The sequence below is a fragment of the Sphingomonas trueperi genome, assembly GCF_011927635.1.
In the GTDB taxonomy this organism is placed as follows: Bacteria; Pseudomonadota; Alphaproteobacteria; order Sphingomonadales; family Sphingomonadaceae; genus Sphingomonas; species Sphingomonas trueperi.
In genome coordinates this window covers 241,984-258,950 of the sequence record NZ_JAATJB010000003.1, presented here as the reverse complement: position 1 = coordinate 258,950, position 16,967 = coordinate 241,984, and the positions used below count along the sequence as shown (strand labels likewise).

Below are 16,967 nucleotides of genomic sequence, written 5' to 3'. Positions count from 1 at the left end.
GATGTCACTCACCCCCGCCTTTCTCGACGAGCTCCGCGCCCGCACCACGCTGTCCACCCTCATCGCCAAGTCGGTGAAGCTGCAGCGCGCGGGCAAGGAGTTTCGCGCCTGCTGCCCGTTCCACAACGAGAAGACCCCCAGCTTCTACGTCAACGACGACAAGGGCTTCTACCATTGCTTCGGCTGCGGGGCGCATGGCGATGCGATCCGCTGGATGACCGACCAGCGCGGCCTGCCCTTCATCGATGCGGTGAAGGAACTGGCCCAAGCCGCCGGCCTCGACATGCCCGAGCAGGACCGCCGCGCCGCCGAAAAGGCCGAGCGCGCCAAGGGCCTGCACGAGTTGATGGGCGAGGCCGCCGCGTGGTTCACAGAGCGGCTGAACGGCATCGAAGGCGCCGAGGCGCGCGCCGTGCTCCAGCGCCGCGGCATCACGTCCGAAACCGCCCGGACCTTCGGCCTGGGCTTCGCCCCCGATTCGCGCGGCAAGCTCAAGGAAGCGCTGAAATCCTATGGCGACGCGATGCTGGTCGAATCCGGCATGCTGATCGCCGTCGAGGGCAAGGAGCCGTACGACCGCTTCCGCGGCCGGCTGATGATCCCGATCCGCGACGTGCGCGGGCGGACGATCGCGTTCGGCGGCCGCATCATCGGCGAGGGCGAGCCGAAATATCTCAACTCCCCGGAGACCCCGCTCTTCGACAAGGGCCGCACGCTCTACAATCTCGATCGCGCCCAGGCCGCGGCACGCAAGGCCGACCGGGTGATCGCGGTCGAGGGCTATATGGACGTGATCGCACTGGCCCAGGCCGGGTTCGGCGAGGTGGTGGCGCCGCTCGGCACCGCGCTGACCGAACACCAGCTCGAACGGCTGTGGCGGCTTTCCGAAGTGCCCCTGCTCTGCTTCGACGGCGACAGCGCCGGGCAGAAGGCAGCCCTGCGCGCCGCCCACCGCGCGCTGCCGATGCTCGCCCCCGGCCGCAGCCTCGCCTTCGTCACCCTGCCTCAGGGCCTCGACCCGGACGACCTCGTCCGGTCGCAGGGCCCAGCCGCGTTCGAAGCACTGCTCGCAAGGCCCGAGCCGCTGGTCGATCGCCTCTGGGCGAGCGAAGTCGCCGCCGGTCCGCTCGACACGCCCGAGCAGCGCGCCGGCCTCAAGCGCCGCCTCACCGAACTTGCCGAACAGATCCAAGACCCGAACGTAAAGCACGAATATATCGCGGAATTCCGCGCCCGCGCCGACCAGCAGTTCGGCCGCGGCCCGCGCGAGTTCCGCAAGGACCAGCGCGGCCCCTCGCCCGCCCGCCAGCAACAGCGCGGCACCCGCAACGCCCGCGGCGGCTGGCAGCCGCCCGAGGCCCCGCCCTCGCATTGGATCAAGGGCGTGCAGGCGAGCGGGCTCGATCCCATATTGGCACGCGCCGTCCTCGCCGGGCTGATCCGCCACCCGGTCGAGATCGCGCGGCACATGGAGATTCTCGGCAGCCTGCGCAGCGCATCGGGCGCGCTCGGCCGGCTGTTCGAAGCCGTTGTCGAGGTGGCGCTTACCAATCCGGGCCTTCGTCAACTTGATAGCGAGGATTTCCTCACCATATTGGCGCGGTCCGGTTTCGATTCAGTGGCAAGCGAGTTGCTCCGCGCAGACACGCTCCCCTTCTCCTTCACGCGGCCCGCGGCCGACGTGGCGAAGGCGCGCGAGGATCTGGGCGAGGCGATCGCGGTGATGGCGGCACAGCCCGCCGTCGACGTGGCGCTCGCCGAGGCGACTGCTGCGCTGATGCGCGACGGTACCGAGGAAGCGTTCGCCCGCCAGGTGGCGCTTTCGCGGCAGCGGCAGGAACTTCAGGATCGGCTCGCGAATCTGATGCTTGCGGAAGACGGCGTTTTTGAGGAATAGAGGCGGTGTAAAATTGCCGCCATCTGAGTTTCGAGGGATTTGATGGCGAAGGCGAACATGGCAGACGTCACGGACACGGCAGACACGAGTGACGCGCCGCTGATCGATCTGAACGAGGGTTCGATCAAGAAGCTGGTCGCGCGTGCCAAAAAGCGCGGCTACATCACCGTCGACCAGCTCAACGAGATGCTACCGCAGGACCAGATGTCCTCGGAGCAGATCGAGGACGTGATGGCCGCGCTCAACGACATGGGCATCAACGTCGTCGAGAATGAGGACGCCGGCGAGGATGCCGAGTCCGAGGACGATTCGGCCGATGATTCGGAAGCCGCGGACACCAGCGACGATTCCGCGCCCGCCTTCGAGGTTGCGAAGAAGAAGGAAACCGTCGATCGCACCGACGATCCGGTGCGCATGTACCTGCGCGAGATGGGCGCCGTCGAGCTGCTCAGCCGCGAGGGCGAAATCGCCATCGCCAAGCGCATCGAGGCCGGCCGCGACACGATGATCCTGGGGCTCTGCGAGTCGCCGATCACGTTCAACGCGATCATCGGTTGGTCGACCGCGCTCAACGAAGGCACGATGCAGCTGCGCGAGATCCTCGATCTCGACGCCATGCTCTCCAAGGGTCCGTCGGCCGAGCAGGTCGAGGGCGCCGAGGACGACAATGGCGAGATCAGCGAATCGAGCACCGGCCCCAGCTTCAAGGAAGAGGAAGAGCCCGAAGAAGTCGCCTCCGACGAGGATGACGAGCTGACCGAACGCCGCGCCCGTCGCCCCTCGGACGACGAGGAGGAGGACAACACCCTCTCGCTCGCCCAGATGGAAGAGCAGCTGAAACCCCAGGCGCTCGAGAAGTTCGCGAACATCACTGCGATCTACAAGAAGTTCGGCAAGGTCCAGCAGCAGCGGCTCGACACCATGTCGGCCGGCGAGGAGTTCCCGGCGGCGGAAGAGAAGAAGTACAACAAGCTCCGCGAGGAGCTGACCGCCGAGGTGGAGAGCGTCCAGTTCCACCAGGCGAAGATCGAGTATCTCGTCGACCAGCTGTACAGCTTCAACCGGCGCCTCACCGCGCTGGGCGGCCAGATGCTGCGTCTCGCCGAGCGCCACAAGGTCAGCCGCAAGGATTTCCTCGACCGCTATGTCGACCACGAGCTCGACGAGAACTGGCTGCCGACGGTGGTGGGTCTCGACAAGAAGTGGAAGGCGTTCGTCGAGAACGAGAGCGGCTCGGTCGACCGCATCCGCACCGAGATGAGCGAGATCGCCCAGCAGACGGGCATGACGCTCACCGAGTTCCGCCGCATCGTCAACATGGTGCAGAAGGGCGAGCGCGAGGCGCGCATCGCGAAGAAGGAGATGGTCGAGGCCAATCTCCGCCTCGTGATCTCGATCGCCAAGAAGTACACCAATCGCGGCCTGCAGTTCCTGGATCTCATCCAGGAGGGCAATATCGGCCTGATGAAGGCGGTGGATAAGTTCGAATATCGCCGCGGCTACAAGTTCAGCACCTATGCGACCTGGTGGATCCGCCAGGCGATCACCCGCTCGATCGCCGATCAGGCGCGCACCATCCGCATCCCGGTGCACATGATCGAGACGATCAACAAGCTGGTCCGCACCAGCCGCCAGTTCCTCCACGAGCAGGGCCGCGAGCCCACGCCGGAGGAAATGGCGGAGCGGCTGAGCATGCCGCTCGAAAAGGTGCGCAAGGTGATGAAGATCGCCAAGGAGCCGATCAGCCTCGAAACGCCGATCGGCGACGAGGAAGACAGCCATCTGGGCGACTTCATCGAGGACAAGAACGCGATCATTCCGGTGGACGCGGCGATCCAGGCGAACCTCAAGGAAACGGTCACCCGCGTCCTGGCGAGCCTCACCCCGCGCGAGGAGCGCGTGCTGCGCATGCGCTTCGGCATCGGCATGAACACCGACCACACGCTGGAAGAAGTCGGCCAGCAATTCTCGGTGACCCGCGAGCGTATCCGCCAGATCGAGGCCAAGGCGCTGCGCAAGCTCAAGCACCCGAGCCGCAGCCGGAAGATGCGCAGCTTCCTCGACCAGTAAGCGCATCCGCCACCAACAGGAACAACGGCTCCGGGTGTCCCCCCCCGGGGCCGTTTTCATTTGGGACAACGACGCGTGGGGAGCCGAAATCCTGTCTTTCAAGATTAATTTCGGCGTAACCATCTTTCTATGCGCTTCGGTATCGTCGCTGTGCGATCTCCTCTGAACCGGCCGATGGCGGGCGGCACTGTCCAGATGAGGAAGGTCATGCTCTTGGATACCGCACCGATGGAGCATTTGTCGGGCGCTTGGGGCCCGATGGGCGCACTGGCGGGGACCGACGGCAGCGCCCGCCACCCGCATCTGCGCGCCCTCCGCGCCGACGCCCTGCCCCGCCGCGACCTGGCGGACGCGGTCCACCACATCGCGCGCCTCCATGGCCGCCATCCCGGCCTGGTCGACTATGCCGCCGGCCATGGGCGCCATCCTATCGAATGCGAGTGGCTGGAAGCAGCCGCCGACGCCTTCGTCGCCGAGCGCGCCTATCTGGTCCGTCTCGTCGCCGCGGTGGGCCCCCTGCCCAGCACGCCGGGCCATGCCGAGAGCGAAGCCGCCGCCGCCGCGCAGCGGCATGCGCTCGACATGCTCGCCCAGTCCGATCGCGCCGGCTGCGCGACCGGCGCCGCGATCGCGCTGGCGATCGAATGGGTGGCGATCCGCGCGGTGCTCGACCGCGCCGCGACGAGTTTCGGCATCGATCCCAAGCCCGCCGGCCTGCCGATCCCCGAGGAGACGGTGAGCGTGGTCGACGCCCTCGCCCGCGAAGCCGCGCACGAGCGCGCGATGCTGTTCGGCGCGCAACAGGTCTTCGCCCAGCATCGCGGGCTGTGGGACCTGCTCGAGGCTCGCGCGAGCGCCCGCAGCCGCGGCTGACCTGCCCCTCGGGATGGGTTGCATCCCGCCACCGTTCGGCCCACCTTCTGCCCATGCGCTTCGAAGGTACCCAGAGCTATGTCGCCACCGCGGACCTGAAGGTCGCGGTCAACGCCGCCGTCACGCTGCGCCGCCCGCTGCTCGTCAAGGGCGAGCCCGGCACCGGCAAGACTGTGCTCGCGACCGAGATCGCCAAGGCGGTGAACGCGCCGCTGATCGAGTGGAACGTCAAGTCGACCACCAAGGCGCAGCAGGGCCTCTACGAATATGACGCGGTGGCGCGGCTGCGCGACGGGCAGCTCGGCGACCCGCGCGTGCACGACATCGCCAACTATATCCGCAAGGGCAAGCTCTGGGAGGCGTTCACCAGCCCCACCCTCCCCGTGCTGCTGATCGACGAGATCGACAAGGCCGATATCGAGTTTCCGAACGACCTGCTCCAGGAACTCGATCGCATGGAATTCCATGTCTACGAGACCGGCGAGACGGTCCGCGCCGCCGAGCGCCCGATCGTCGTGATCACCTCGAACAACGAGAAGGAGCTGCCCGACGCGTTCCTGCGCCGCTGCTTCTTCCACTATATCAAGTTCCCCGATCGCGACACGATGCAGGCCATCGTCGACGTCCACTTCCCCGGCATCCAGAAGCTGCTGGTCAGCCGTGCGATGGACCTGTTCTACGAGATCCGAGAGGTGCCAGGCCTCAAGAAGAAGCCCTCGACCAGCGAGCTGCTCGACTGGCTCAAGCTGCTGCTCCACGAGGAGATGCCGCTGGAGGTGCTCCAGTCGCGCGATCCCACCAAGGCGATCCCCCCGCTCCACGGTGCGCTGCTCAAGAACGAGCAGGACGTGATGCTGTTCGAGCGGCTCGCCTTCATGGCGCGGCGGCAGAAATGAGCATGCGCCCGCCCGACTCCCTCCGGCGCTCAACGTAATGGACGCCCACCCTCCTGCGGGCATATTCTAGGCCATGTTCCTCGCCTTTCTCGACGAACTGCGCGCCGCAGGCATCCCTGCCAGCCTCAAGGAACATCTCCTGCTGCTCGAAGCGCTCGACGCGCAGGTGACCGAGCCGACCCCCGAAGCCTTCTACTTCCTCGCCCGCGCCACCTATGTGAAGGACGAGGGGCTGCTCGACCGGTTCGACCAGGTCTTCGCCAAGGTCTTTCAGGGGATTACGAGCAATTATGGCGTCGCGCCGGCCGAGATCCCCGAGGAATGGCTCCGCGCGATCGCCGAGAAATACCTGACCGACGAGGAAAAGGCGCAGATCGAGGCGCTCGGCTCGTGGGAAAAGCTGATGGAGACGCTCCAGCAGCGGCTGAACGAGCAGCACGAACGCCACCAGGGCGGCAGCAAATGGATCGGCACCGGCGGCACCTCGCCCTTCGGCAATGGCGGCTATAATCCCGAGGGCGTGCGGATCGGCGGCGAAGGCAAGCACCAGCGCGCGGTGAAGGTCTGGGAGGCGCGCGACTATCGCAACCTCGATTCCACCCGCGAGCTCGGCACCCGCAACATCAAGGTGGCGCTGCGTCGCCTCCGCCGCTTCGCCCGCGAGGGTGCGGCGGAAGAGCTCGACATCGACGGCACCATCGCCGGCACCGCGCGCCAGGGCTGGCTCGACGTGAAGATGCGCCCCGAGCGGCACAATGCGGTCAAGCTGCTGCTCTTCCTCGACGTCGGCGGCTCGATGGACCCCTTCGTCAAGCTCTGCGAGGAGCTGTTCTCGGCCGCGACCAGCGAGTTCAAGAACCTGGAGTTCTTCTACTTCCACAACTGCCTCTACGAAGGCGTGTGGAAGGACAATCGCAGGCGCTTCACCGAGCGTACCCGCACCGCCGACCTGCTCCACAAATATGGCCCGGACTATAAGGTGATCTTCGTCGGCGATGCGTCGATGAGCCCCTATGAGATCACCCAGGTCGGCGGCTCGGTCGAGCATCTGAACGACGAGCCCGGCGCGACCTGGCTGCAGCGGGTGACAGACACCTGGCCCGCCACCGTCTGGCTCAACGTGCTGCCCGAGGCGCAATGGGGCACTTCGCACTCGGTGACGATGATCCGCGAGCTGATGCGCGATCGCATGTATCCTCTCACGATTGCAGGGATCGATGCGGCGATGCGTGAGTTGAGTAGGAAGCGATGAGTACGATCCGCGACATGCTCCACCGTTGGCGCCGGCGCCTGTTCGGCAGCTATACGATCGCCGATCCCCGGCCGATGGCCGAGGCCGCGCCCTATACCTTCTTCCTGCCCAGCGAGAACGAGGTGCTGGCGCTGCGGCCGGGCGACCTCGCCAAGCTGATCTTCCAGTCGACCCCGCCCTCGCGCGACTATGCCGCCGAGCGGATGTGGGTGGAGATCACCCGCGCCGAGGGCGAGAAGCTGTGGGGCCGGCTGGACAATGTCCCGCTCGACATCCCCCGGCTCCGCCCCGGCCGCGAAGTGGCGTTCCGCCGCGGCGACGTGATCGACCTGCGCTGGGGCGAGGACCGCCCGGTCCGCCCGCCCTCGGCGCCCGCGCGGCGCCATTATGACGCGCGCTGCCTGGTCGACAGCTGCGTGCTCGAACAGGGTGCGGCGGTCCATTATCTCTACCGCGAGCTGCCGTTGCCGCCCAGCGTCGGCGACGCGCCCGACAGCGGCTGGCGCATCCGCGGCGACTATCGCGGGCTGGAAGACGAAGCGATCGGCGCCCGCGCGATCGAATGCGTGGCACTCGGCCGGGTGCTCAACATCGACGACAGCTGGGTCCACCTGATCGATGCGCCCACCGGCTCGGCCTATGTGCGGAACTGGGAGAAGGATGTGTTCGAGCCGGAGTCTGCCGCGGCGGATTGAGGCGCGGTGATCGGACGGTGTCCGCTACCGCCCATTTCCGGATCTCGCCCGCGGAGTTATGAACTATACATCAAACGTCTCTGAGGAGCAGTCGCGATGACGGCCGAGGGCTACGCCGATCGAACGGCTGAGGAAAACTACGAGCTATTTCTAAATGCCTTAGCTGGGCTTGAGGATGACGCAGGCATAGAGAACTACTCTCAAGAAGGCCTACGTCTTCTACGAGGAGCCCTCGCAATGTTTCGGTCCGAGTACCGAACGCGCTACGGCAGCTAACCACCAGTGTCGGCCGTTCGACGATCCGCCGGAACGTACAGCCTGAAACTTCAGCGACCGCTCAAAGCTTCTCCACTGCCTTGTCGATCCGCCGCAGCAGCGCGCCGTCCTGGGCGCTGCGCCGCACGGCCTCTTCTGCAAGCCCCATCAGGCTAGTCGCGCCGAAGCTGCCGGCCAGGCTCTGCAGCCGGAGCGCGGCACCCGCCCATTGCTCGGCACCCTTGGAGGTCTTCATCATGTCGACCGAACGGTGGACGCTCTCGAGGAACGCGTCGCGAAGCTCGGCGATCAGCGCGGGATCGTCGCCCACGGCGGCCGCCAGACTCGTATCGATTGCACCGGGATCATAAGCCATGGCTAATCCTATCTCCACCTTCGTTAACCGTTGGTTGCCAACACGCCCTTGGTCCGCGCGGCAAAGCTGGTAGAGTGGCCCGATGACTGGGGGCTCCACCGCTGAATCCGCCGTATCGTTCGAAACCCATGCCGCCGAGCCGCCCGTGCTGGCGGAAAGCCTGGTGATCGACGACCCCGCGCCCGTTGCACCCGACGCGCCGCTCGAAGCGCCGCGCCTCGGCTGGATCCTCACCCTGCTCGCGGTCGCAGCCGGGGTCGGCGCAACCTATGGCATGGCGTGCCTCGCGCTGCCCGCCTGGGACGAGCCGCTGAGCAACTTCCAGCGCGTCCAGCTGCTCGCGTCGCTCTGCGTGCCCGCCGCGGTGGTCGCGCTGCTCTACCTGATCGCGGTGCGCACCAGCACCGCCGAGGCGCGCCGCCATGCGGATACCGCACGCGCCATGCGCGACGCGGCCGAGCAACTCGAAGCACGCACCGCCGCGCTCACCGACCGCCTCCTCGCCCAGCGCAAGGCGCTCGCCGAGCAGGAAACCAGCCTGTCGGTGCTCAGCGACGCCGCCGCCGAGCGCCTCGCTTATGCCGCCGCCAGCGCCCAGCGCCAGGCCGAACTGATCGCTGCCGGCACCCAGCAGCTGAGCGCGATGACCAGCGCCGCCGAGCACAGCGTCTCCGTGATCCTCGCCTCGCTGCCCAGGGCGCACGAGGAAATGCGCGGGCTCGCCGATCGGGTCGACCAGGCCGGGCTCCAGGCCGGCCAGACCGCCGCCGCGCTCGACATCCAGCTGACCGTGCTCGCCGAGCGCGGTCGCGAGGCCGATCGCATCGCCGGGGGCGCCGCCGAGCGGCTCGCCGCGCATATCTCCCGCATGGAAGCGACCAGCGAGGCGGCGAGCAGCCGGCTCGAACAGGTGACCGACCAGATGTCGGCGCAGGTCGATGCGGTGCTCGATCGCGCCGCCGCCGCGATCGACCAGTCGCGCCAGGGCATCGCCGCGCAGGGCGACGCGATGCTGGCGATGCTCGGCGCAAACCAGGCCGCGCTCGAACGCGCCACCGAGGACAGCAGTGCCGCGATGGCGCAGCGCATGGCGCTGATCGAGGATGCGATCATCCGCATCTCGTCGCGGCTCAGCGAGGAGCAGCGGCGCGGCGACGCGCTGTTTGCCCGCCTCTCCGAAGGCGCCGCGACGTTCGACTCGGAGCTGGAAGTCCTCCACGCCGCCGGCACCCGCCGCACCGAGGCGCTGGCCGCCGCGATCCACGGGCTGCACCAGTCGATGGACGGCATGACCCAGTCGATGCGCACCGGCGAAGGCACCGCGCGCGAAGGGATCGCCACCGCCGAAAGCCTGCTCACCGCGCTCGACGCCGCCGCCCGCGAGCTCGACGAGACGATGCCCGCGGCACTCGAGCGGCTCGACGAGCGGATCGACGCGACGCGCAAGCGCATCGCCGCCGCCAAGCCCGAGCTGCTCGGCCTCGTCACCGCCGCCGAGACCACCCACGACGCGGTGGCGGGAATCGCCGCCTCGGTCACCCACCAGCAGACCGCGCTCGAACGCGGCCGCGCCGCGCTCGCCGAGACACTGGCGACCGCCGCCGACCAGGCCGAAACGCTCAGCCGCGCGGTCGACGGCGCGATCCTCCACGCGAAGAGCTTCACCAGCGACGCCGCGCCCGAGCTGATCGAAACGCTGCTGCGCGTCCGCGACAGCGCCAACAAGGCCGCCGACCATGCCCGCGAGGCGATCGACGGCATCGTGCCAGCGGTCAATCGCGTGCTGCAGGAGGCCACCGATCAGGTGATCGAACATGCCGTCGAGCTGTCGGTCCGCCGCCAGGTCGACACGCTGACCAAGGCTGCCGACGCCGCAATCGGTGCCGCTGCGCGCGCCGCCGAGCATCTCCGCGCGCAGATGACCGTGCTGGAGGAAGCCAACCAGCGTGCCGAGACGCGCATCGCCGAGGCGCAGGACGCGCAGGAACGCGCCGACAGCGACGGCTTCGCCCACCGCATGGCGCTACTGATCGACGCGCTGCACTCGACCTCGATCGACATCGCCAAGACCTTCTCCGCCGAGGTCACCGACAGTGCCTGGGGTGCTTATCTCAAGGGCGATCGCGGCGTGTTCACCCGCCGCGCGGTGCGCCTGCTCGCCCCGCACGAGGCGCGCGAGATCCACCGGCTGTACGAGCATGACGAGACGTTCCGCGAGAACGTCCATCGCTATGTCCATGATTTCGAGACGATGCTCCGCCAGGTGCTGAGCCTGCGTGACGGCAATCCGCTGGCGGTGACCCTGCTCTCGTCCGATGCGGGCAAGCTCTATGTCGCGCTCGCCCAGGCGATCGAGCGGCTGCGGGGCTGAGGGGCTGGGGTCCTCCCCCCAAGTCGTCATCCCGGCGAAAGCCGGGATCCAGACGCCTCTCGCTATCGGCGGGAACCGCACCGGTGACCCCAATGGATTCCGGCTTTCGCCGGAATGACGGTCCGAGGGGCGCAGACCCTACCGCGCCGGCGGGCGGCGGGTCGAGTCGCGGACGATCAGCGTCGAGGGCAGCACCACTGGCTCGGCCGAGGCGGCTGCCCGTCCGGCACAGGCATCGATGATCCGCTCGACCGCCTTCGCCGTGATGTCGGCGATCGGCTGCGAGACGGCGGTCAGCGCCGGGCTGGCGAACCGCACGATCGGCGTGTCGTCGAAGCTGACCAGCGACACGTCCTCGGGCACGCTGAGCCCCCGCCCCCGCACCGCCGCCATGGTCGCCAGCGCGGTCTGGTCGTTGGCGGCGATCACCGCGGTCACCTCGGCCCGGTCGAGCAGCGTGCGCGCCGCGATCAGCCCGGCATCGTAGGAGAAGTCGCCGGTCTCCAGCAGCCCGTCCGAGGACAGCCCCGCCGCCGCCATCGCCGCCCGCCAGCCCTCGACGCGCCAGGCGCTCAGCTCATATTCCGCAGGTCCCGCGATGAAGCCGATGCGGCGGTGCCCGAGCGCCAGCAGATGCTCGGTCGCCAGCCGCGCGCTGCCGCGATCGTCCTGCACCAGCATGTGCCCCGGCCCCTCGGCGACCGAGCCGATCCGGGCGATCTCGATCCCTTTTTCGGCGAGCAGCTTGAGGATCACCGGGTTCTGCGAATGCGGCGGGGTGAGGATCGCGCCGTCGGGCTGGAGTGCTGCGATCGCGGCGGAGATTTCGCGCTCGATCTGGTCGCTCTGGGTGTCGACCAGTTCGACGATCATCCGATAGCCATGCGCAGCGCAGGCGAGCATGCCGCCGAGCAGCATCTGGTCGACCCAGTCGCGCCCCTCGCGCGCGCGCCAATCGGCGATGGTCCGCTCGCGATCGTTGAGCGCGAGGATCAGATAGGAGCGCGATCCGCTCATCCGCTGCGCGGCCAGCGAGGGCACATAGCCGAGCTTGGCGATCGAGGCCTGGACGCGGTGGAGCATCTCCGGCCGCACGCCGGGCTCCTTGTTGATGACGCGGCTGACGGTCTGCAGCGAGACGCCGGCATCGGCCGCGACATGGCGGATGGTCACGGACTGGCGTCTACGAGACATGCGACTTCCTCTCCTGCATCGTTTTTGCCTAGCGGCTGAGCTGGCGCAACAGATACGCGCGCAGCTGCCCCGCCGTTTCGGGCGTCAGCGGATCGAGGATGCCGCGGCCGCCCTCGGGGATATGCGCGGTCACCGACGCGCCGGGCGCGAAGACATAATGGTCGAACACCTGCCGCCAATGCGCCCGCTCCGCCGCCGGCAGGTCGCGGATCGCGAGCAGCGCGGCGAGCAGCGCATCGTGCGGCTCGGCGAGCCAGGACGGGCGCGTCCGCCACCAATAGTTGATCATCACGTTGAAGCCGTCGAGCGCCTCGACATGATGCCACCAGAGGCTCGGGATGCGCAGCGCGTCGCCCGGCGCCAGCACCACGGTGCGCGCATGGCGCAGCGCCTCGCGAAACTTCGGGAAGCGCACGAAATCGGGTGCGTGGAAATCGACCATGCTGATCGCGCGACCGCCCGGCGTATTGTCGAGCGGGCCGGGATAGAGGTTGGCGAACTGGTCGGGCGGAAACAGCGTGAAGCGGCGATGGCCGACCGCGGTGCAGACCAAATTGTCGGGCTCGTCGCAATGCGCGGCGACGCGCGTGGCGGTGCCGATCCAGATCGTCGCGGCCAGCCCCTCGCGCGGGCCCAGCGGCATCGGGTTGGCCTCGGCCAGACCGGGGAAGAAGCGCGGCACGTCGGTGGAGGCGATATAGCGGAGCGGCGCGTCCGCCTGCCCCTCGTCCGCTGCCATCGCCGAGAAGATCGCGCCGATCCGCGCGCGACGGGTGCGGTGGTTCATCGCCATCGCGTCGTCGTAGAAGATGCGCGCGCCGGCGCCAGGCGCACCCTCGGCATAGGTGAAGTCGGTGTCGCGCGCGAAGCCGGCGAGATAGGCGCGGATATTCGGGGCCCCCTTCCCGCCCTCGGCGACCAGCGGCCAGTCGGCGACCAGCCCGCGGACTACGAAGGGCTCGGCCGAGGCCGCCAGCGCATGGTCGAGCGCCCAGCAATCGGCGGCGGCGATCTCGGACACGGGTCGCAGCCCGTCGAACAGGTCGGTGGGATCAGGCATCGGCGCCCCGGCGCTGGAGCCGCGTGATCAGCAGCGGCAGATTGGCGAGCGATGCCAGCGCCATGGTGATCGGGAGCAGATGGCCGTCGCGGTGCAGTTCGCCCAGCGCCGCGCCGTCGAGCGCCGCGAACCGCTCCTCATGGATGCCGTGGAAGTCGACGATATGCCGGGCATTGCCCTCGGCATCGTCGAAGCGGATCGAGACGGGCTCGAGCAGCTCGTGCCGCTCCAGCGCGTCGAAGAAATCGGGGGCGGCGCGGTAGCCGCGGTCGAGCTGCGCGAGCCCGTCGAGCACCGCGGCAAGATAGCTGCTCGGCGTACCGTCCGCCTCGAACAACGGCGAGGCCTCGGCATAGCCGGCATCGCCCGGTGCCAGCACCCGCGGGCTCGCCGCGGAAAGATGGAGCTGGGCCAGGTCGCCACCGGCAGGTGGGGGGCCGATCAGGAAGGGCCGGGTCGCCATCGCCAGCGGGATATAGGGCGCATCCCAGCGATCACCCTCGAGATAGAGGTTTTCCTCGGGCGCGAAGCCGAACAGCGCGATCGCCTGGAACCCGTCCCGGGCGGGCGTCCGCTGGAACAGGATCGGATAGGCATTCTGCACCTGGCGGAACTCGCTGGGCACCACGAGGCAGAGCTGGACGGCGTCGCCCAGCGCGGCGCCGCGCCGCCGGTCGATACGGACCGCACGGTGATCGTCGATGGTCACGAGCTGTTGATCGTTCATGCGTGGTAATCCCCGTTCCCCGCCGGGGCGTTGGCACGCCGCGCGGCGGGGCGGAAGGGCCTTGCGGCATCGAAACCGCAAGGCCAGGTCGGTCGTCAGAAGCGGTAGCGCACGCCCACCGTGTAGCGGGCATAGCCCGGCGCGGTGACGCCGACATAGCGGTCGGTCCGCTGGTGCGTCCGGCGGCCTTCGCCGGTCAGGTTGATGCCTTCGAAGAACAGGGTCGTGCGCGGCAGCGCCTCCCAGCTCGCGCTGGCATCGACCTGGCCATAGGGCTCGGTATAGCTTGGGTTCGACCCCGCGCCCGACAGGAACTCGGCACGCCAGTTATAGGCGACGCGCGCCTGGATGCCGTTCTTGTCGTAATAGCCGATCACATTGGCCGTATCGCTCAGGCCGACCAGCGCGAACTGGTTGACCGTGGCGGGCTGGTCGTTGCGGTAGTGCACGTCGCCGTCGACGATCGTGTAGTTGAGGATCATCCCCAGTCCGGTTTCCCAGAAGCTGTGCTGGACAGCGAATTCCCAGCCATGGACATTGGCGGTCTGGTCGTTGTTGACCGGCGTGTTGACGGTGAACAGCACCGGCGCGTCCTCGGGCAGGCCGATGATGTCGCCGGTGTAGTTGCCCGGCGTACCGCCGGTGATCTTCACCGAATTGGGGTAGTTCTGGAAGATGTACTGGCGGATGTCGTTCGAGGTCGCGCCTGCGCCCAGCGCCGCCAACGCCGCCTTGTAGCGCGGGCCGTCGGCCGGGTTGGTCAGGCCGAACACCGGCTTCTTCACCTGGCCGGTGCCGATGAAGTTCACCACCGACTTGTGGAAATAGCCGACCGAGATGTAGCTGTCGGGCTGATAGTACCACTCGGCAGAGAAATCGAGGTTCTTCGACTTGTACGGCAGCAGCCCCGGATTGCCCTGGCTGCCGGGGCCGCCGTCGACGCGGAACAGCGAGTCGATCGTCTGGCCGCCCTGCAGGCTGCCATAGTCCGCGCGCGCGATGGTGTGGCCATAGGACGCACGCAGCTTGACGTTGTTGAGCGGCGAGATGTCGAAATCGAACGAGGGCAGCCAGTTCTGGTACGAACCGCTGAGCGAGGTGTAGTCGCTCTTGCCCGAATAGACGACGTTGAGCTCGTTCGCCGAGACCCATTTGGTGCCCGTGGCCACCGGCACGAGTGCCGAGGAGTCGATCCAGGTCTTCTCGTAGCGGACACCGGCATAAAGGTGCGCCGGGCGGCCGAAGGCGTCGAACTTGAGGTTCGCCTGGAGGAACGGCGCCAGCGTCTTTTCCGAGATGTGGCGGTCGACGGTGTACTGCGCGAGGCAGGTGTCGGGGCCGAGCGGCGTGCCGCTCTGCGGCTTCGAGCACATCTTGTAGAGACGCTCGAGATTGCCGACCAGCGTCTCAAAATTCTTGGTGAAGATCTGCTGGATCAGCAGGCTGCCGTCGGTCTTGAGGCCCGGATATTTGTCCGGGATGGTCGCCAGCGTGAACAGGCTGTCGGGCAGGTCCGAGGCCGGGCCGGCGCCGCCCCAGGTGTTGTTCTGGAGAAAGCCATAGGCCGAGCGGACCTTGTTATCGACATAGGAGATGCCGAAATCGACGCTGTCGAGCAGCCCGCCATGATCGTAGCGGCCCTTGAACTGGACCTGGTTGATCTCGTCCCGGAACATGCCGTTGCGGAAGGAATTGCCCGTCGCCTGGATGCGCGAGGCATCGAGCAGGTCGATGCCCGGCTGCATCTTGATCGACAGCACCGGCATGTAATGGGTGAAGTCGATCGTCTGGCTCGCCGCGCCGAAGATGGCGGTGCTCACCGAGGTGCTGGTGCCGTATTTGTTGGTCGGGCCGGACCTGGCGATCGAGTGATGCGCGTCGAGCTCGAACGAGAAGGCGCCCTCGGGCTTCCACTGCAGGTTGCCGCCGATCGAATTGTTCTCGCTCTGGTTGGCGCTGAGATTGCTGACGTAGGAGACGTCCTTGTTCTCGCTCGCCTTGAACCGCTCGGTGTAGAAGATCGGGCTCGCCACCGCGCCGCCGGTCCAGTTGCTGACGGTGTCGTTGTTGTTGAAATAGACGCCGATGCTGTTGCTGCGCACGGTCACCCGGTTGCGCGAATAGGTATAGTCGATCGTGCCGGTCAGCGTGTCGGAGGGCTTGAACTGCAGCACCGCCTGCCCGTTGATCCGCTCGCGCTCGATATCGTTGATGCCGATGCCGGCATTCTGCGGCACGGTGTAGATCTGGTCGCCGGTCGGGCGGTTGGTGATGTTGGCGTAGCGCGGATCGCCCGGCTGGGCGAGCTCGCCCGCCTTGTCCGAACCGGTGCGGCCGTTCTTCCAGCCGACATAGGCTTCGTTGTTGCCCGCCTTGCGCTTCTGATAGGTGCCGGCGATCAGGATGCCGATGCGATCGTCGAGGAAGCTGTCGCTGACGATGCCCGAGACTTCGGGGGTGATCGGCGTGTTCTTGGCGTTGCTCGAGCTGTCGTACATCCCCGAAACGGCGACGCTGCCGTGCAGGCCGGGCTTGTCGAGCGGGCGCGGCGTGCGGATGTTGATCGTCGAGCCGATGCCGCCCGATTCGATGTCGGCACGGCCGGTCTTGTAGACCTCGACCGCGGCGATGCCGTCGGACGAGAGGTTGGCGAAGTCGAACAGGCGCGAGGTCGGCGCGGTGGCGCCGCCATCGAGCGTCGAGGTCGGCATCTGGCGGCCGTTGAGCGTCACCAGATTATAGTTGGGGCCGAAGCCGCGGACGGTGACGGTCGAGCCTTCACCGATCGAGCGGTCGATCGACACGCCGGTGATGCGCTGGAGCGATTCGGCGAGGTTGGTGTCGGGGAACTTGCCCATGTCCTCGGCAGTGATGCCGTCGACCACACCCTGCGCGTCGCGCTTCAGTTCGAGCGATTCGCGGAGCGACGCGCGGATGCCGGTGACGACGATGTCGCCATTGGCTTCGGCCTCGGTCGCGCCGCTCGTATCCTGCGCCGCTGCGATCCCCGGCATCGCGAGCAGCGCGAGCGCGGAAACTCCCGCGCGCCACAGCATCGACCTGCCTGCATGTACCCGTGTCATATTGGCTCCCCGCATGTTGGATGAATCATGGCGCGCCATGATGTGAACGTTCACATACAAACATTCATTACGGGGTCAACAAGTCACATTTCTGTCGTTTTTAGGCGGAGGATCGTTCTCAGAACTGTCATCTTCGCGCGGCCGAGTTGCAGCATTGGCCGGAACTGCCCGGCGCGCCGAAAGCGGCAGGAACAACGTTGGCACGTGCGGCTACAGTC

Annotated in this window: 12 protein-coding genes; 7 read left to right on the top strand and 5 right to left on the bottom strand. The window is 67.5% G+C overall.

What is annotated here, in order from left to right; translation table 11 throughout:
• The first annotated feature begins 1 nt into the window (after position 1).
• The 6 genes from dnaG (at position 2) to GGR89_RS06960 (ending at position 7,683) form a co-directional block, all read left to right on the top strand.
• Positions 2-1,897: a DNA primase gene (gene dnaG, locus GGR89_RS06985; protein WP_125977052.1), complete on the top strand. Its 1,896-nt coding sequence runs from the start codon at positions 2-4 to the stop codon at positions 1,895-1,897.
• Between the two features lie 42 nt (positions 1,898-1,939).
• A complete protein-coding gene (gene rpoD, locus GGR89_RS06980; protein ID WP_125977051.1) occupies positions 1,940-3,967 on the top strand; it encodes an RNA polymerase sigma factor RpoD in 2,028 nt (675 codons plus the stop codon).
• Between the two features lie 207 nt (positions 3,968-4,174).
• On the top strand, positions 4,175-4,840 hold the full coding sequence (locus GGR89_RS06975; RefSeq protein ID WP_125977050.1) for a DUF6975 family protein: 666 nt from the start codon (positions 4,175-4,177) through the stop codon (positions 4,838-4,840).
• A gap of 53 nt (positions 4,841-4,893) precedes the next feature.
• Entirely contained in the window at positions 4,894-5,736 is an 843-nt protein-coding gene (locus tag GGR89_RS06970) for an AAA family ATPase (RefSeq protein WP_125977049.1), read from the top strand.
• A gap of 73 nt (positions 5,737-5,809) precedes the next feature.
• The gene (locus GGR89_RS06965) at positions 5,810-6,988 is read left to right on the top strand and encodes a vWA domain-containing protein (protein WP_125977048.1); all 1,179 of its coding nucleotides are present in this window, start codon (positions 5,810-5,812) and stop codon (positions 6,986-6,988) included.
• Positions 6,985-7,683, top strand: a complete 699-nt coding sequence (locus GGR89_RS06960) for an immunity protein Imm33 domain-containing protein (protein WP_125977047.1) — start codon at positions 6,985-6,987, stop codon at positions 7,681-7,683. Before GGR89_RS06965 ends, GGR89_RS06960 begins: the two co-directional genes overlap by 4 nt.
• A gap of 337 nt (positions 7,684-8,020) precedes the next feature.
• Here the strand turns inward: GGR89_RS06960 and GGR89_RS06955 are convergent, their stop codons facing one another.
• A complete protein-coding gene (locus GGR89_RS06955) occupies positions 8,021-8,314 on the bottom strand; it encodes an Hpt domain-containing protein (protein ID WP_125977046.1) in 294 nt (97 codons plus the stop codon).
• Between the two features lie 82 nt (positions 8,315-8,396).
• Between GGR89_RS06955 and GGR89_RS06950 the strand changes: the two genes are divergently transcribed.
• Positions 8,397-10,685 (top strand): coiled-coil domain-containing protein, encoded by a 2,289-nt coding sequence (locus tag GGR89_RS06950; protein ID WP_125977045.1) that lies wholly within the window; start codon positions 8,397-8,399, stop codon positions 10,683-10,685.
• Positions 10,686-10,823: 138 nt separating this feature from the next.
• Here GGR89_RS06950 and GGR89_RS06945 read toward each other — a convergent pair whose 3' ends face one another.
• The 4 genes from GGR89_RS06945 to GGR89_RS06930 all read right to left on the bottom strand — a co-directional run bounded on the left by GGR89_RS06945 (position 10,824) and on the right by GGR89_RS06930 (position 16,749).
• Positions 10,824-11,879: a LacI family DNA-binding transcriptional regulator gene (locus GGR89_RS06945; protein ID WP_125977044.1), complete on the bottom strand. Its 1,056-nt coding sequence runs from the start codon at positions 11,877-11,879 to the stop codon at positions 10,824-10,826.
• A 28-nt stretch (positions 11,880-11,907) separates the two neighbouring features.
• Entirely contained in the window at positions 11,908-12,939 is a 1,032-nt protein-coding gene (locus GGR89_RS06940) for a cupin-like domain-containing protein (RefSeq protein WP_125977043.1), read from the bottom strand.
• On the bottom strand, positions 12,932-13,666 hold the full coding sequence (locus GGR89_RS06935; protein ID WP_125977042.1) for a SapC family protein: 735 nt from the start codon (positions 13,664-13,666) through the stop codon (positions 12,932-12,934). The genes GGR89_RS06940 and GGR89_RS06935 overlap by 8 nt, the downstream gene beginning before the upstream one ends.
• Before the next feature lie 95 nt (positions 13,667-13,761).
• Entirely contained in the window at positions 13,762-16,749 is a 2,988-nt protein-coding gene (locus GGR89_RS06930; protein WP_125977041.1) for a TonB-dependent receptor, read from the bottom strand.
• Between the last annotated feature and the right edge of the window lie 218 nt (positions 16,750-16,967).

Bases quoted from the DNA above. Each gene is read 5' to 3' on its own strand.
- dnaG (WP_125977052.1), top strand. From the start codon at position 2: ATGTCACTCACCCCCGCCTTTCTCGACGAGCTCCGCGCCCGCACCACG.
- rpoD (WP_125977051.1), top strand. From the start codon at position 1,940: ATGGCGAAGGCGAACATGGCAGACGTCACGGACACGGCAGACACGAGT.
- GGR89_RS06975 (WP_125977050.1), top strand. From the start codon at position 4,175: ATGCTCTTGGATACCGCACCGATGGAGCATTTGTCGGGCGCTTGGGGC.
- GGR89_RS06970 (WP_125977049.1), top strand. From the start codon at position 4,894: ATGCGCTTCGAAGGTACCCAGAGCTATGTCGCCACCGCGGACCTGAAG.
- GGR89_RS06965 (WP_125977048.1), top strand. From the start codon at position 5,810: ATGTTCCTCGCCTTTCTCGACGAACTGCGCGCCGCAGGCATCCCTGCC.
- GGR89_RS06960 (WP_125977047.1), top strand. From the start codon at position 6,985: ATGAGTACGATCCGCGACATGCTCCACCGTTGGCGCCGGCGCCTGTTC.
- GGR89_RS06955 (WP_125977046.1), bottom strand. From the start codon at position 8,314: ATGGCTTATGATCCCGGTGCAATCGATACGAGTCTGGCGGCCGCCGTG.
- GGR89_RS06950 (WP_125977045.1), top strand. From the start codon at position 8,397: ATGACTGGGGGCTCCACCGCTGAATCCGCCGTATCGTTCGAAACCCAT.
- GGR89_RS06945 (WP_125977044.1), bottom strand. From the start codon at position 11,879: ATGTCTCGTAGACGCCAGTCCGTGACCATCCGCCATGTCGCGGCCGAT.
- GGR89_RS06940 (WP_125977043.1), bottom strand. From the start codon at position 12,939: ATGCCTGATCCCACCGACCTGTTCGACGGGCTGCGACCCGTGTCCGAG.
- GGR89_RS06935 (WP_125977042.1), bottom strand. From the start codon at position 13,666: ATGAACGATCAACAGCTCGTGACCATCGACGATCACCGTGCGGTCCGT.
- GGR89_RS06930 (WP_125977041.1), bottom strand. From the start codon at position 16,749: ATGACACGGGTACATGCAGGCAGGTCGATGCTGTGGCGCGCGGGAGTT.